The 15,592-nt window shown below is 64.2% G+C and carries 11 protein-coding genes and 1 riboswitch; of the genes, 6 read left to right on the forward strand and 5 right to left on the reverse strand.

Annotated features, from left to right (window positions below; all coding sequences use genetic code 11):
• Together JWR89_RS24615 and JWR89_RS24620 are read left to right on the forward strand one after the other, a co-directional pair.
• Positions 1-181: hypothetical protein (locus JWR89_RS24615; RefSeq protein ID WP_299720820.1), on the forward strand; the 181-nt coding region annotated here is incomplete at its 5' end.
• A gap of 647 nt (positions 182-828) precedes the next feature.
• Entirely contained in the window at positions 829-2,892 is a 2,064-nt protein-coding gene (locus JWR89_RS24620; protein ID WP_299720821.1) for a M23 family metallopeptidase, read from the forward strand.
• 60 nt (positions 2,893-2,952) lie between these two features.
• Here the strand turns inward: JWR89_RS24620 and JWR89_RS24625 are convergent, their stop codons facing one another.
• Positions 2,953-4,428, reverse strand: a complete 1,476-nt coding sequence (locus JWR89_RS24625; protein ID WP_299720822.1) for an amino acid racemase — start codon at positions 4,426-4,428, stop codon at positions 2,953-2,955.
• Between the two features lie 230 nt (positions 4,429-4,658).
• On the opposite strand from JWR89_RS24625, the gene JWR89_RS24630 reads away from it, so the two are divergent.
• Entirely contained in the window at positions 4,659-7,094 is a 2,436-nt protein-coding gene (locus JWR89_RS24630) for a hypothetical protein (RefSeq protein ID WP_299720823.1), read from the forward strand.
• Positions 7,095-7,184: 90 nt separating this feature from the next.
• Here the strand turns inward: JWR89_RS24630 and clpB are convergent, their stop codons facing one another.
• Entirely contained in the window at positions 7,185-9,824 is a 2,640-nt protein-coding gene (gene clpB / locus JWR89_RS24635; RefSeq protein ID WP_299720824.1) for an ATP-dependent chaperone ClpB, read from the reverse strand.
• Positions 9,825-10,047: 223 nt separating this feature from the next.
• On the opposite strand from clpB, the gene JWR89_RS24640 reads away from it, so the two are divergent.
• Positions 10,048-10,830, forward strand: a complete 783-nt coding sequence (locus JWR89_RS24640) for an MOSC domain-containing protein (RefSeq protein ID WP_299720825.1) — start codon at positions 10,048-10,050, stop codon at positions 10,828-10,830.
• A gap of 112 nt (positions 10,831-10,942) precedes the next feature.
• Here the strand turns inward: JWR89_RS24640 and JWR89_RS24645 are convergent, their stop codons facing one another.
• From JWR89_RS24645 to JWR89_RS24655, 3 genes are all read right to left on the reverse strand, one after another.
• On the reverse strand, positions 10,943-11,551 hold the full coding sequence (locus tag JWR89_RS24645; RefSeq protein WP_299720826.1) for a TIGR02594 family protein: 609 nt from the start codon (positions 11,549-11,551) through the stop codon (positions 10,943-10,945).
• Between the two features lie 359 nt (positions 11,552-11,910).
• Positions 11,911-12,582 (reverse strand): methionine biosynthesis protein MetW, encoded by a 672-nt coding sequence (gene metW / locus JWR89_RS24650; RefSeq protein WP_299720827.1) that lies wholly within the window; start codon positions 12,580-12,582, stop codon positions 11,911-11,913.
• Between the two features lie 2 nt (positions 12,583-12,584).
• On the reverse strand, positions 12,585-13,784 hold the full coding sequence (locus JWR89_RS24655) for a homoserine O-acetyltransferase (protein WP_299720828.1): 1,200 nt from the start codon (positions 13,782-13,784) through the stop codon (positions 12,585-12,587).
• 82 nt (positions 13,785-13,866) lie between these two features.
• A riboswitch (SAM riboswitch) is annotated at positions 13,867-13,946 on the reverse strand.
• Between the two features lie 276 nt (positions 13,947-14,222).
• Between JWR89_RS24655 and JWR89_RS24660 the strand changes: the two genes are divergently transcribed.
• Positions 14,223-15,074: a chorismate mutase gene (locus tag JWR89_RS24660; protein ID WP_299720829.1), complete on the forward strand. Its 852-nt coding sequence runs from the start codon at positions 14,223-14,225 to the stop codon at positions 15,072-15,074.
• Positions 15,075-15,102: 28 nt separating this feature from the next.
• On the forward strand, positions 15,103-15,592 hold a 490-nt coding region (locus JWR89_RS24665; RefSeq protein WP_299720830.1), incomplete at its 3' end, for an aminotransferase class I/II-fold pyridoxal phosphate-dependent enzyme.

Below are 15,592 nucleotides of genomic sequence, written 5' to 3' on the forward strand. Positions count from 1 at the left end.
CCCGACCAACCTGCCGTTCGCGCTTCACAGCGCAAACAACGATGGTGTAACCTTTGTATCAAAACGTGTACCGCCGAAGTCTTTCGTCCGGCCTCAATCCCCAAACACCAGCTTGCGCCGAATGCCCGAAAATCAAGACCCGCAAGGACTCCGCCGTCCACGTTTCTCTTTCTTCATCTAAACTTGTCAAACAACCCGACGCCGAAGCGTCGCCCTCCCATGAAGGGAGAAATTTGATAGGCGCTTCTATTGCTAGAAGGCCCGCAGCCTCACCGGACGACAAATCACAACCGACACCTATCGGCTGTTAAGTCACGCACCTTGATGAGGAGCATCAGAGGCACGGAAGCCTGCCTGGACCCGTGGGCCCCGGCGCCGCCGCGCTCAGTGGCCGGTTTATAGGCCCTCCTACTCGGATCTGTCAACGCCAATCGGTCAGAAAAACGTCACGCCATGTTCGCACGGGTGCGAGCGCGAAAAGCTGAGGTTTTACAGCGCCCGCGCCGTACAAGAGCCACATTGCTGCGGCGTTCTGAAGCTGGGACGAGCGAAAAAACGTTCGCGGGTCCGAAGAATTTTTGAGGGTTCGGGAACATTTCTCGCTTGGCGATCCCGGCGGCGGCGGGCCTTCCGGTGCATCGCCCTGTCAGGATGCGCGAAGAGCTGGAATACAGCGAGTGAGTGAGCAGCATTGACGTCCGGCATTTGCGCCAGCATTTTGGCGCGGGTGTTCGGACATCGGTGCGATGTGTTTGGGCGATCCGAGGCTCGGACAGATTCTTGGGGAAGCCTTTATCGCATGATGTTGGAATTTTGGGGGATGCCGGTTTGAACCACGGGTCGTCACGCGGGGGCAGCTACAATCGCGAGACCGGGGTCATCGATCTCGGCCACGAGCCTCCGCTATCCGTCGATGGCTCGGAAGCTGCGGTGATCGATCGCCGTCGTGTCTCGGTACAATGGTTCAGCGGCACGATTCTCACGGGTCTCTGCGGCGCAGCTCTGATTGGCGGCGCCGTTTTTGCGTCGCTCGATGGCGAGATGACCTTCGCGCGGGTACCCGAGCGCGTCGAGGGCGCGTTGCGCGGCGCCTTCAGCGCCAACGACAAGATGGCCAGCCTGCACAAGAGCGACCGCCTGCCGCCGCCCAGCGAATCCAGCGCTGCGCGCCAGGTGCAGCGGGTCTCGACCGTGACGCGCGTCGGCAATCGCGACGTGATGCGGGTGCGCCCCTTCATCCGGATCTCCGGCAACCTGGCGATGGCCACCAGCGATCTGTCTGCCAAGATCCCTCCCTTCAATGCGCAGCGCATGCTGACCGATGTCGGCAGCGCTACGCCCACTACCCCGGACGATGCCGCCGTCAATCCCGATGCCATCGAGCCCGACGCCGAAGTATCCTTCGTCACCCGCGATCTCGCGGCGGTGCTGCCGAAAGCGAAAATCGCCGCCAGCGTGGCGATCGACGAAGTCCTGATGCGGGTGCGCGATGCCTCGAACTGGCGCGGCGGCAACGGCATCCGCTACACCGTGGCCAGCGCTTCCAACGATATGGGCGGCCGTCCCGACATGAAGATGGCCTATGCCGCCGAAGGCAGCACGGCCGATCCCTACGCCGGTTTCGAAACCCGGGTGGTGCCGGAAAACGTCACCCAGCTGGCGAAGACCAAGGACCAGGCCACCGGCGGCAATCCCACCGGCGAACGCATCCATGTCGTCAAGAAGGGCGATACCGTGCTGACTATCCTGCGCGACCAGGGCGCCACGCCCGAGGACGCTAGGCAGATCGCCGTGACGCTCGGCGCGCGCGGCCGCGACGGCGGTCTCAAGGAAGGCCAGAAACTGCGCATCCTGATGGCGCCATCCGGCCTCGGCCAGCGGCTGCAGCCCTACCGCGTGATCGTCGCCAACGAATCGACCATCGAGGCGGTGTCGGCGCTGTCCGATCTCGGCAAATACGTCGCGGTCGATGTCTCCAGCATGAACACCGTGGCGGAGACGCCGACCGCCGCAGACGACGACGATGAGGATGACGGCACCGGCGTGCGGCTCTACCAGAGCATTTACGAGACCGCGATGCGCAACAAGGTGCCGGCCAGCGTCATTGAGGACATGATCAAGATCTATTCCTACGACGTCGATTTCCAGCGCAAGGTGCAGCCCGGCGACTCGTTCGACGTGTTCTTCGCCGGCGAGGACGAAGGCGCCACCATCACCGAGAAGACCGAGGTGCTGTTCGCCTCGCTCACCGTCGGTGGCGAGACCAAGAAATACTACCGCTTCCAGACCCCCGACGATTCCGTGGTCGACTACTACGACGAGACCGGCAAGAGCGCGAAGAAGTTCCTGGTGCGCAAGCCCGTCAACAACGCCATCATGCGCTCCGGCTTCGGCAGCCGCCGCCATCCCATCCTCGGTTATGTGAAGATGCACACCGGCGTCGATTGGGCGACGCCCTATGGCACGCCCATCTTCGCGTCTGGCAACGGCGTCGTCGAAGTCGCCGGCTGGGAAGGCGGCTACGGCAAGTTCGTCAAGCTCAAGCATAACAACGGCTACGAGACCGCCTACGGCCATATGTCGGCCTTCGCCAAGGGCCTCGAGCCCGGCAAGCGCGTGCGGCAGGGCCAGGTGATCGGCTTCGTCGGCTCCACCGGCGCTTCCACCGGCGCCCATGTCCACTACGAAATCCTGGTCAACGGTCGCTTCGTCGATCCGATGCGCGTGAAGCTGCCGCGCGGCCGTTCGCTGGAAGGCCCGGTGATGGCGGGCTTCGAGAAAGAGCGCGACCGGCTCGACGGCCAGATGAACAACCGCGGCAACGGCGCGCGGGTGTCCGACGCCACGGGCACCACCGGGCCGCAGCCCGTACGGCAGACCACCAGCCGCTGAGCCTTCGCCGCGAGCGTCATTCCACAGATCTGCTAAACGCCACCGAGGCGCGGCCGGTGATTACATGGCCGATGGGACGGAGCTGTCTGCCCGTCTGTGCTGCCCGGCCTGCGCATGCCGGACGCAGGCGGAAGCGAGCAGCAGCGTTGGATCGAGCAACGCGACCGTCCGGCCCGCGGCATCGAAGTTTTCGGTCTGCGGAAACAACAGCGGCAATTCGGTGCAGCCAAGCACGACCACGCCCGCGCCGCGCTGCGCGAGATGCTCGATCGCCATGCGCAGGTCGGTTCGGCATTGCCCTTCGGTAAACCCGGCCTTCACGCCGGTAGCGCCATAGATCGCGTTCATCACCAGCGCCTGATGCTCCGCATCCGGCAGCATGATCTGGATCCCGGCGCGCCCCGCCGCCTCCGCATACACACCGCTGGCCACCGTGCCCGACGTCGCCAGCAACCCGACCGACCGGCCGGCATAACGGCCCGCAATCTGCGCCACGGTTTCATCAAGCATGTTGAGAACGGGAATCCGCAGATGCGACTGCATCCGCGCGACGAAGGCATGCGCTGTGTTGCAGGGAATCGCGATCAGGTCGGCCTCGGCGGCTTCCAGCTTCTTGCAGGTGGCGAACAGGGCGATCGTCGGATCTGTCCCCTGATGCAGCAGATGCTCGGTACGGTCCGGGATCTGCGGATTCTGCTCGACGATCATCTTGATATGATCCTGGTCGCGCAGCGCCTCGGTGAGCTTGACGATCTTTCCCATGAAATCGACCGTCGCCAACGGTCCGACGCCGCCGACCACGCCGATCTTGAAGGCGCGGCCGGGCCGCTGCATCGGCTGGCTCACGGCATAGTCCGCGTAACACGCATTGACGTTGATGATCGGAATCGCCAGCGACGCCGCCAGCGCTGCGTGGACCAGCGACAGCTCCGTCACACCGGGGACGATGATCTCGCAGCCCTTGGCGGCGAGATCGTCGCATGTCTGCTGCAGCTTCTGCAGAAGATCCGGCGTGCGCTGGCCGGACCTGATGCCGCCGCTGCCATAGACCACGTCCATCAACGCCCGTTGCGCTTCGTCGTCCGGATAGACCACCTCATGGCTGGCGCCGAACGTCTGGCCGAACAGGTTCTTGTCGCGGACGTAGCTCGATGTCAGGACGCCGATGCGCTTCACCCGCGGGAAGTCGGCGATCACCTTGGCCTGCAACGCGGCCATCAGGCCCACGACCGGCGTGCCGATGTTGGGTTCGATCTCGTGCAGGAAGGTCTGGCTGATGAAGCAAGGCAGCAGAATGGCATCGGTGCCGCGCATCTCGAGCCGGCGGATCAGGCTGAAGGCGTGAAGCTTGCGCCCGGTCGGATCGTAACCGGGATCGGCGCGCTGCCGGTCACCGGGGAAACTCTGCTGCTCGAACACAATCGCATAGCGTTCGTGATCGACCGCGGTGGCGCGGATCAACTGCTGCAGCAGATCGGCCCCGGCCAGCGCGCCGAGGCCGCCGACCACGCCAAAAGCGAAACGATTGTCGATCATGCGCGGTTTCCAAGGCTGTTGAGGCCGCGTTCTAGGTCATGCGGCGCCGCCATGCAAAACGTCCCCCGAGCGGCCGAGCATGGGCCGTTCACCGAGGGGGACAGGCCTGTCCGCGCCCGGACGCCGCAGATTACGGACCCGGATCAATCAGTTATTAGCAAGTTTCGTGCAACTTCGACGGGCTAGCCGCGCATCGCGCTGGGCCATTTCATCCGCTCGAGGACCGTGCCTTGCCCACATTTCCCGCGACCCAAAGCCGCTATTTCGTGGCCATTTTTGTCCTGGCCGCCGCCACGCTGTCGTTCCAGATCCTGATCACCCGCTTCTTCAGCGTCATGCTGTATTACCATTTCGCCTTCGCCGCGATTTCGCTGGCGATGCTCGGGCTGACGCGCGGCGCGATGCAGGTCTATGGCAAGCCGGAACGCTACGCGCCGGACCGCGTCGCCGCGGAATTCGCCCGCCACGCCGCGCGGTTCGCCATCACCGGCGTCGGCGCGATGATCGCGTTCCTGTGCGTCCCGCTGGCGCTTCCCGCGCCCTATGTGGGGCTGGGCCTGGCCATCACCACCTTCGCCTTTGTGATGCCGTTCACCGAGAGCGGGATCTGCATCACGCTGTTGCTAACCCGGCTGCCCTATAGCGGCGGCTGGCTCTATGCAGCCGACCTCTCCGGCGCAGCGCTGGGCTGCCTCGGCGTCATCTTCGTCCTGCTGCTGGTCGATCCGGTCAGCGCCACGCTGTGGATCGGCGCTTCCGCCGCCGCCGCCGGCTGGATGGTCGTGCGCGGCCATGGCGAAAGGCGCACCCTGCGCTTCAGCGGCACCGTCGCGCTGACGCTAGCGGCAGCGGCCGCGCTACATACCGGGCTGGCCGCATCCGGCCAAAGCCATCTGGGAGTCGTCTGGGCCAAGGGCGTGGCGCAGACCGGCACGCTGTTCGAGCGCTGGAACACCTATTCGCGGGTGCGGGTGACCGTACGGGGCGAAGCCACGCCGTTTGGCTGGGGCCTGGCGCATCCGCCGACCACCACGATCGATCAGAAGCACCTCGACATCGACGCGGATGCCGCCACGGTGATCACGCGCTTTGACGGCGATCTCCGCAAGCTGTCCTATCTCAAGGACGACGTCATCAACGCCGCCTATCTGGTGCAGCCGCCGAAAGACGTCGCGGTCGTCGGTGTCGGCGGCGGGCGCGATATCCTGTCCGGACTGTATTTCGGCGCCAAGAGTATCCGCGGCATCGAGATCAACCCGGCGATCTTCGAAGTGCTCACCGACAAGTTTGCGGATTTTTCCGGCCACCTCGATCGCCAGCCCGGCGTGTCCCTGACCAACGCCGAGGCTCGCAGCTACATCAACCATTCCTCCGAACGCTACGACCTGGTGCAGATCTCGCTGATCGATACCTGGGCTGCCACCGCAGCCGGCGGACTGACGCTCACCGAGAACCGCCTCTATACGGTGGAAGCCTGGGATGACTTCTATCGCGCGCTGAACCCGGGCGGCATCCTCTCGGTGTCGCGCTGGTACGAGCCGGACACCCACAAGGGCGAGTTCTACCGGCTGGTCGCGATCGCCGCCAGCGCGCTGCAGCGCAAGGGCGTCCCTGCTGCCGAACTGTCGCAGCATGTGGTAGCCGTCAATGTCGGCACCATCGTCAACGTCATCAGCCGCCCCGAGGCCTTCACCGCCGCACAATGGGACAGCGCCCGCACAAGACTGCAAGCCCAGGGCTTCAAGATCTTGCTCGGCCCCGATTTCGCTTTCGACACCGTCACGACGACGTTGCTGTCCGGCAAGGCGGACAAGACGTTCTTTGACTCGCTGCCGGAAAACATCGCGCCTTCGACCGACGACAACCCGTTTTTCTTTTACACGGCCCGGATGGGAGGCATCGCGTCGGCGCCGGCGCAGGCGTTCACCAACAATAATTCGGCGATCAGCATCACCCTGGCGCTGGTGCTCGCGGCCCTTCTCGCCTGCCTGTATTACATCGTGCTGCCGTTTGTCCGTCTCGCCCGCACCATGCCGCTATCGACGCTGACGCCACCAGTCGCCTATTTCAGTGCGATCGGCATGGGCTTCATGCTGATCGAGATATCGCAGATGCAGCGCCTGATGGTGTTCCTCGGCCATCCCGTTTACGGGCTCGGCGTCGTGCTGTTCACCATCCTGCTCTTCGGCGGCATCGGCAGCACCACCGTCGGCGCCACCCCGCCGCGCCCCGGCGCGGTGATCGGCCGGGTTGTCGCGCTGCTGGCCGCGCTGGCGGCAGCCGGGTGGCTGACGCCGTTCGTCACTACATGGGCGCGGTCGGAAACCACCGAGATGCGCATCGTGGTATCGGTGCTGCTGCTGGCACCGCCGGCGTTCTGCATGGGCATGATGTTCCCGCTCGGCCTGAGCATCTGGCGTCGCCACGCCAATCTGCTGCCGTTCTTCTGGAGCGCCAACGGCATCACCTCGATGCTGGCCTCGGCGCTGGGCATGGCGCTGTCGATCGAGTTCGGCATCGCCCGCACCTACGCGCTCGGCGCCTGCTTCTATGTGGTCTGCGCGGTGATGATCCTGATCAGCTGGCGCGCCAGCCGGCTGAGCCTGGCAGAGGCGCCGGGAGCGACCGATGGCGTCACCACGGCGACGGCTCCAAGGGCGTCCTGACTGCATCGAACGCCGATCTGCCCTCGACAAGATAACGGCCCTTCCTGCATCGCAGGATGGGCCGCGTAGCTTCATCCGAGGGACAGCCGCTTAGTTCAGCATCCGCTTCGATACCGGCCGCTCGAACGGCTCGATCTCCGCGGTGTGGGGCGCCTGGCCGTTGAAGGTCAGCACGCCGGCTTCCGTGGAGATCACCACGTCGTCGCCATCCTTGACCTCGCCGGCGAGGATCATTTCCGCCAGCGGATCCTGCACGAAGCGCTGGATCACCCGCTTCAGGGGACGCGCGCCGTAGGCCGGGTCCCAACCCTTTTCGGCGAGCCAGTCTCGCGCCGCGGGATCGAGCGAGAGAGCGATCTTGCGGTCCTCCAGCAGCTTCTGGAGGCGGCTGAACTGGATCTCGACGATACGACCCATCTCGCTCTTCTGCAGGCGATGGAACAAGATGATCTCATCGACGCGGTTGAGGAATTCCGGGCGGAAGTGCGCGCGCACATTTCCCATGACGAGATCGCGGACCACCGAGGTGTCCTCGCCTTCCGGCTGGTTGACCAGGAATTCGGAGCCGAGATTCGAGGTCATGATGATCAGCGTGTTGCGGAAATCGACGGTGCGGCCCTGACCGTCGGTCAGGCGGCCGTCGTCGAGCACCTGCAACAGCACGTTGAACACATCGGGATGCGCCTTCTCGATCTCGTCGAACAGCACGACCTGATAGGGCCTGCGCCTGACAGCTTCGGTCAGCGCGCCGCCCTCGTCATAGCCGACATAGCCCGGAGGTGCGCCGATCAGGCGCGAGACCGAATGCTTCTCCATGTATTCGGACATATCGAGGCGCACCATCGCGGTGTCGTCGTCGAACAGATACGACGCCAGCGCCTTGGTCAGCTCGGTCTTGCCGACGCCGGTGGGGCCCAGGAACATGAACGAGCCCATCGGCCGGTTCGGGTCCTGCAGGCCCGCCCGCGACCGCCGCACCGCGGTGGCAACTGCGTGCACGGCCTCGGCCTGCCCGACCACACGGTCTGCCAGGCTGTCTTCCATGCGCAGCAGCTTGTCCTTCTCGCCTTCCAGCATCTTGTTGACCGGCACGCCGGTCCAGCGCGAGACCACCTCCGCGATGTGGTTGGCGGTGACCGCCTCTTCCATCATCTCGCCGGCATTTTCCTTGTCCTCGATCTCGACCAGCCGCTTTTCCAAGTCCGGGATCCGGCCATAGGCCAGCTCGCCGGCGCGCTGATACTCGCCGCGGCGCTGCGCATCGGCCAATTCAAGCCGCAGGGCTTCGAGTTCGCTCTTCAGCTTCTGGGCGTTGGACAGCTTGTTCTTCTCCGCGCTCCAGCGCGAGGTGAGATCCGCGGAGCGTTTTTCCAGATCGGCCAGTTCGGTGGACAGCGTCTCCAGCCGGCTCTTCGAGCCCTGGTCGGTCTCCTTGCGCAGCGCCTCCTGCTCGATCTTGAGCCGGATGATCTCTCGGTCCATCGAATCCAGCTCTTCGGGCTTGGAATCGACCTGCATCTTCAGCCGTGCGGAGGCCTCGTCCATCAGGTCGATGGCCTTGTCGGGCAGGAAGCGGTCGGTGATGTAGCGGTTGGAAAGCGTCGTGGCGGCGACCAGCGCGGAGTCCGTGATGCGGACGCCGTGGTGCTGCTCGTACTTGTCCTTCAGCCCGCGCAGGATCGAGATGGTGTCTTCTACGGTGGGCTCTGCGACGAAGATCGGCTGGAAACGGCGCGCCAGGGCGGCGTCCTTCTCCACATGCTTGCGGTATTCGTCCAGCGTGGTGGCGCCGATGCAATGCAGCTCGCCGCGCGCCAGCGCCGGCTTCAGCAGGTTCGACGCGTCCATGGCGCCGTCGCCCTTGCCGGCGCCGATCAGCTGATGCATTTCGTCGATGAACAGGATGATGCCGCCTTCGGCCGAGGTTACCTCGGCCAGCACGGCCTTCAGCCGCTCCTCGAACTCGCCGCGATATTTCGCGCCAGCGATCAGCGCGCCCAGATCGAGCGACAGCAGCGCCTTGTCCTTGATGCTGTCCGGCACGTCGCCATTGAGGATGCGTAGCGCAAGTCCCTCGACGATGGCGGTCTTGCCGACGCCAGGCTCGCCGATCAGCACGGGATTGTTCTTGGTCCGGCGCGACAGCACCTGGATGGTGCGGCGGATTTCCTCGTCGCGGCCGATTACCGGATCGAGCTTGCCGTCACGCGCGGCCTGGGTCAGGTCACGGGCATATTTCTTCAGCGCATCATAGGCGTTTTCGGCTGTCGCCGAATCCGCGGTGCGGCCCTTGCGGAGCGCGTTGATCGCCGCATTGAGATTTTGCGGGGTGACGCCGCCCTTGGCGAGCAGGCTGCCGGCCTCGGAATCCTTGTCGAGCGCCAGAGCGAGCAGCAGCCGCTCCACGGTGACGAAGCTGTCGCCGGCCTTTTCGGCCGCCTGTTCGGAGGCCTCCAGCGCGCGCGCCGTGGCCGGCGCCAGATAGACCTGCCCGGCCCCTGCCCCGGAAACCTTGGGCATCTTGCCGAGTTCGGTCTCGGTCGCCTGCAGGATCGCGCGCGAATTGCCGCCGGCGCGGTCGATCAGACCGCCCGCCAGGCCCTCGCTGTCGTCGAGCAGGACTTTAAGGATGTGCAATGGCGAGAATTGCTGATGGCCCTCGCGCACGGCCAAAGACTGCGCCGACTGAATGAAGCCGCGCACGCGTTCGGTGTATTTTTCGATATTCATGATCTGGATGTCCCTCGGCCTGCCATTTTCGCCCCGGAGGCACGACAACGGCATCTTCACTGGGTTTCCGCCGGCCGCATTGATGTTGGTCAACCGGCCGCGGTCGTCGCTGGCGTCAAAACCAGCTTGACGCAAATATGGGCAGCGGAACGGGAAGCGGAAGGGAGAGGCGGCGCAAATTTTGCTGGATGGCAGTCCCGGGCGAAATCCCTTAAGGAAGCCAATGCATCAAAATCCAGCCACCGTCACCGGCCTCTATCGCTATCCCGTCAAGGGCCTGACCCCGGAGCACCTGCCGCAGGTGACGCTCTCGACCGGCCAGACCCTGCCGTCTGATCGGCGCTACGCTATCGAGAACGGCCCGAGCGGGTTCGATCCGGCGGCACCGCTGCATCTCCCGAAAATCATGTTCCTGATGCTGATGCGCAACGAACGCCTCGCCGCCCTGCGCACGCATTACGACGACGCCACGCATGTGCTGACGATCAAAGAGAACGGCGCCGAGACCGCGCGTGGCGATCTTGAAAGCGCCGAGGGGCGCGCGGCCATCGAACAGTTCTTCGCCGTCAACTTCGCCGACGAGTTGCGCGGGCCGCCAAAGATTCTGATTGCAGACGGCCATAGCTTTTCCGATGTGAATCGGAAGGTGGTGTCGATCATCAACCTCGCCAGCGTCGCGGCGTTGGAAGACGTGATCGGGCAGCCCGTGCACCCGCTACGGTTTCGCGGCAATCTGCATGTCACGGGTTGGCCGGCGTGGCGCGAATTCGATCTGATGGACCAGGTCATCTCGATCGGAAAGACGCGCCTGAAAATCGTCAAACGCACCAAGCGCTGTGCGGCGACCAACGTCGATCCCGTCACGGCGGTGCGCGATCTCGCGATTCCGAAGACATTGATGGATACGTATGGCCACCCCGATCTCGGTGTCTATGCCGAGGTGATCGAGGGCGGCACGATCGCGAAAGGCGATGCGATCGAAGTGGAAGTGCCGGCGTTCTCGTAGGGTGGGCAAAGGCGCTCTTGCGCCGTGCCCACCATTCACTCGCTCAGTTGTAAGTGGTCGGCACTCCGCCGCGCGCTTCGCGCACGGCGGCTTTGCCCACCCTACGCAAAACTCAGCTCGACGGCATTACGTAGGCGTAGATCCGGCCGCGCGAATACACCGACTCCGCAACGCGGTTGCCGTGATTGCCGGACACGATGATCGGGTTGCCCTTGTCGTCGATTCCGCTGACGACGCCGACATGGCCGCCGCGACGGCCGCGCGACATCACGGCGATGGCGCCGACCTGCGGGCCGGAGATGCGCTGGCCGTAGCTGGAGAACGAGCGTGCCATGTCGGAGCCGGTGCCCTGATGGCCGGAGCGCTGCAGCACCATGTTCATGAAGCGCGCGCACCACAGCCGACCACGACCGGTCGGATTGCCGCCGATATAACGGCGCGCTTCCGCGACCACGTTGGATGAGCCGAAGCCCGAATTATTGGTGAAGGATTCGGCCGCGCTGTCGGCGCTCTGTAACGTCGCCTGGCGACGCGAGACCCGCATGTGATGACGGCCGTGATGACGCGAACCGTGTCCGTAATGCTTGCCGTGAGAATGGGCGTGATGCCCGCGGTGATGTGGCCTTGCTGAAGCCGGAGTAGCAATCGCAACGACGATTACCGAACACAACGCAAGAATGCAGAAGCGAAGTGCCCGGCCGAACGCATTGAACTGAACCATACCAAATTTTTTCCTTGTGAACCCAAATCCCAAGTCGCTGCTAACAAGCGGCTGACGTCGGGGGTGGGGTTAAGGAATTTGATGTGGCGAGAAAAAGACGCGCCAAAATCCGCGTCGTTTCCGCAGGTAATCCGGGCCGCATTGCAGCCACGAGCATTAACCTCTCTTAACATATATTCGTAAAATAGCTTTAAATGCACATGAATCAGGCTCTTCGCGCAACATTAGTACGCGAAAATGTTCTGTTATCAAATTGGCCCGCCAATAGCGCAGACGAGGCCTGCAAAAAGGGCTGCGCCGATTTTTCGAGATTTCAGGTTCGTAGGATCGCGAACTGCACTTGACTCGTTGACGAGGTGCTATCGTCCACTTGGTCTGTCGGCACGCGAGAGCAGGAACACACCCTGCTCGCCGAACATGTTCCAGAACCACCATGGCGCATTGAGCCGCAACGGGCGGCCGTACAAATCGAGCGCCACCGCACGCTCCATCTTGACGTTGATCTCGTCGCAGAGCTGGACGAAATCCTTGATGGTGCAGAAGTGGATGTTGGGCGTGTCGTACCAGGTCGCCGGCAGGTTCTCGGTGCGGGGCATGTGGCCGCCGACCAATAGCTGCAACCTCATTTTCCAGAATCCGAAGTTCGGAAACGAGACGATGGCGCGACGCCCGATCCGCAGCAAATTCTCCAGTACCACGCGCGGCTGCCGCGTCGCCTGCAGCGTCTGCGATAGCACCACGTAGTCGAAGGAGTCGTCGGGATAGTTGATCAGGTCGGTATCGGCGTCGCCCTGCACCACCGCGAGGCCTTTGCCGACGCAGCGATTGACGCCCTCGCGCGACAGCTCGATGCCGCGGCCGTCGATGCCGCGGGTTTCAAGCAGTTGCAGCAGATCGCCATCGCCGCAGCCGACGTCGAGCACTTTCGAGCCGCGTTCGATCATGCCGGCCACCAGCAGATGGTCGCCGCGATACAATTCAGCGCCGCGCGGCGCCGGGCTTGCAAATGGCAAGGTCTGTTCGACGGACATGTTTACTTCTCCGCTCCCACGAGGCCGCGTACCGACGCCGCGGAATTCAGGAAGGCGCGGGCGATATCGAGGAATTCCGGCACGTCGAGCAGGAAAGCATCGTGACCCTTGTCGGTCTCGATCTCCGCGAATGACACCCGCACCCCGCCGGCATTGAGCGCATGCACCACTGCGCGCGATTCCGAGGTCGGAAACAGCCAGTCGGAGGTGAACGACATCAGGCAGAAGCGAGTCTGCGTATCGCGAAACGCTTCCGCCAGCACGCCGTTGTGATCCGCGGCGATGTCGAAGTAATCCATCGCGCGCGTCAGATAGAGATAGCTGTTGGCATCGAACCGCTCGACAAAGGACGAACCCTGGTAGCGCAGGTAACTCTCGACCTGGAAGTCGGCATCGAACGAGAACGTCGGCAATTCCCGGTCCTGCATCCGCCGCCCGAATTTTCGGTGCAGCGCAGCGTCGGAAAGATAGGTGATGTGCGCGGCCATTCTTGCCACACCCAGGCCGCGGTGCGGATGGGTGCCTTCCTCGAAGTAGCGCCCGCCGCGCCAGTCCGGATCGGCCATCACGGCCTGTCGGCCGAGTTCGTGGAACGCGATATTCTGCGCCGAGTGCCGCGTGCTGCAGGCCACCGCCAGCGCGGAGAACACGCGCTGCGGATAGGCCGCGGTCCATTGCAGCGTCTGCATGCCGCCCATCGAGCCGCCGACCACGCAGAACAGCGTGTCGATGCCGAGCCGGTCCACCAGCATCGCCTGGGCCCGCACCATGTCGGGAATCGTGATGACCGGGAAATCGAGGCCCCACAGCTTGCCCGTGGCGGGGTTGGTGGAGGCCGGGCCGGTCGAGCCCATGCAGCCGCCGAGCACATTCGAGGAAATGATAAAATAGCGATCGGTGTCGAGCGCCTTGCCGGGGCCGACCAGGGTCTGCCACCAGCCCGGCTTGCCGGTCACCGGATGCGGATTGGCGACATGCTGGTCGCCGGTCAGCGCATGACAGACCAGGATGGCGTTGGATCTGTCGGCGTTCAGCGTGCCATAGGCCTGATAGGCGATCTGGAACGGCGAAAGGTCGATGCCGCAATCGAGCCGCAACGGCTGATCAGCGCCGAACAGGGCGACCTGCGAGGTGGGGTGATCCGCTTCGTGCCCGCGTTCGTCGGGCTTCACGGGGCTCTTCACCGACTGGATCGTGACCATCTTGATACCGGCCTCCTCGGGAGGTTCTCAGCACGGGGATCAAGCCATAAAAAAACCCGGCCTGAACATAGGTTCGGCCGGGATCAAAATGTCCCCGGCCTGTTTAGCGAGTTGTTTAACGTGGCTGCAAGCCGGCCGGCTCAAATGACCACGGAATAGGCAGGTAAGTTAGTCCTGCGCGGGACTGCCGTCAAGACGGGCGAATACCTTGCCGCGGTAGGGTGGGCAAAGTCATCGGACCGCGCGCAGCGCGGCCGATGTGTGCCCACCGTCACGGCCGAGCGGGTCATGGTGGGCAAGGCGCAAGAGCGCCTTTGCCCACCCTACGACCTGCCGCACTGCATGGCCGCCATGTTTTCTTTGCTTTCAGGGCCAGTCTTTCCTAATCAAAGCGCGGGCCGAGACGCCCTTCTGATCAACTGCTTACAGGCTATTGCCATGTCCATCGCGCCGCCCGCTCCGCCCTCGCTCGAAGTACTCCGCCAGGAGATCGACAGCATCGACGCGGAGGTCCACAGCCTGCTGATGCAGCGCGGCGATATCATCGACCGGCTGATCTCGGTGAAGCAGACCCAGGAAGTCGGCTCGGCATTCCGTCCGGCGCGCGAGGCCGACATGATGCGCCGGCTGGTGCAGCGTCATCGCGGCATCCTGCCGATCGATACGGTGGAGAGCATCTGGCGGGTCATCATCGCCACCTTCACCTATGTGCAGGCGCCGTTCTCGGTACATGCCGACATCGCCTCGAACGAACCCGCGATGCGGGATTCGGCCCGCTTCCATTTCGGCTTCACGGTGCCCTATGTGGCGCATTTCAGCGCCGCGGCCGCGGTCGATGCCGTCGCCAAATCCAAGGGCGATCTGGCGCTGGTGTCGGCGACGTCCAGCCGGACGCCATGGTGGATCGACCTGGAGACCAAAGGGGCGCCCAAGATCATCGCCCGGCTGCCGTTCATCGAGCGTGCCGACCATCCGGCCGCGCTGCCGGTGTTCGTGGTGTCGCGGGTCGCCGACAGCGCCATGGTGACCGAGGTCGAGATGTGGAGCGTCCGGGTGTCGGGCTGGAATGCGGAGATCGCACGCGCGCTGTCGCCGCTGGCCGAGATCGTCGCCGTGCCCGATACCGCCTTCGATGGCGCCGCCTTGCTGATCTCGATCACCGGCACGACGAGCCTGGCCAACATCAAGGCGGCGCTGATCGAGGCCGGCGCCTCGGTGCGCTCCACGGCCCTCGTCGGCAGCCACGCAACCCGCTATACGGTGCGGGCCTCCGGCGCGCCGCGTTCCTGAAGCATCGATCGATAATCTGGAGTTGAAGATGTCCCGCCCCGTGCCGAAACCCGGCATCCTCGATATTGCGCCTTACGTTCAGGGCAAGAGCCCGGTGGCCGAACCCGGCCGCAAGATGTTCAAGCTGTCGGCCAACGAGACGCCGTTCGGCCCCTCGCCGCGCGCCAGGGAAGCCTACGCCGCCGCTGCCGCGCATCTCGAGGACTATCCGGAGGGCACCTCGCGCGTGCTGCGCGAAGCGATCGGCCGCACCTTCGGCCTCGATCCCGCACGCATCGTCTGCGGCGCCGGCTCCGACGAAATCCTCAACCTGCTGGCGCATGTCTATCTCGGCCCCGGCGACGAGGCGATCTCGACGACCCACGGCTTCCTGGTGTATCCGATCGCCACCGCGGCGAACGGCGCCACCAACGTGGTCGCCAAGGAAACCGATTTCACCTGCAACGTCGATGCGATCCTGGCCTCGGTCTCGCCGCGCACCAAGCTGGTGTGGCTGGCCAATCCGAACAACCCCACCG

It is taken from the genome of Tardiphaga sp., from assembly GCF_028290785.1.
Classification (GTDB): domain Bacteria; phylum Pseudomonadota; class Alphaproteobacteria; order Rhizobiales; family Xanthobacteraceae; genus Tardiphaga.

Bases quoted from the DNA above. Each gene is read 5' to 3' on its own strand.
- clpB (WP_299720824.1), bottom strand. From the start codon at position 9,824: ATGAATATCGAAAAATACACCGAACGCGTGCGCGGCTTCATTCAGTCG.
- JWR89_RS24660 (WP_299720829.1), top strand. From the start codon at position 14,223: ATGTCCATCGCGCCGCCCGCTCCGCCCTCGCTCGAAGTACTCCGCCAG.
- JWR89_RS24655 (WP_299720828.1), bottom strand. From the start codon at position 13,784: ATGGTCACGATCCAGTCGGTGAAGAGCCCCGTGAAGCCCGACGAACGC.
- metW (WP_299720827.1), bottom strand. From the start codon at position 12,582: ATGTCCGTCGAACAGACCTTGCCATTTGCAAGCCCGGCGCCGCGCGGC.
- JWR89_RS24625 (WP_299720822.1), bottom strand. From the start codon at position 4,428: ATGATCGACAATCGTTTCGCTTTTGGCGTGGTCGGCGGCCTCGGCGCG.
- JWR89_RS24640 (WP_299720825.1), top strand. From the start codon at position 10,048: ATGCATCAAAATCCAGCCACCGTCACCGGCCTCTATCGCTATCCCGTC.
- JWR89_RS24645 (WP_299720826.1), bottom strand. From the start codon at position 11,551: ATGGTTCAGTTCAATGCGTTCGGCCGGGCACTTCGCTTCTGCATTCTT.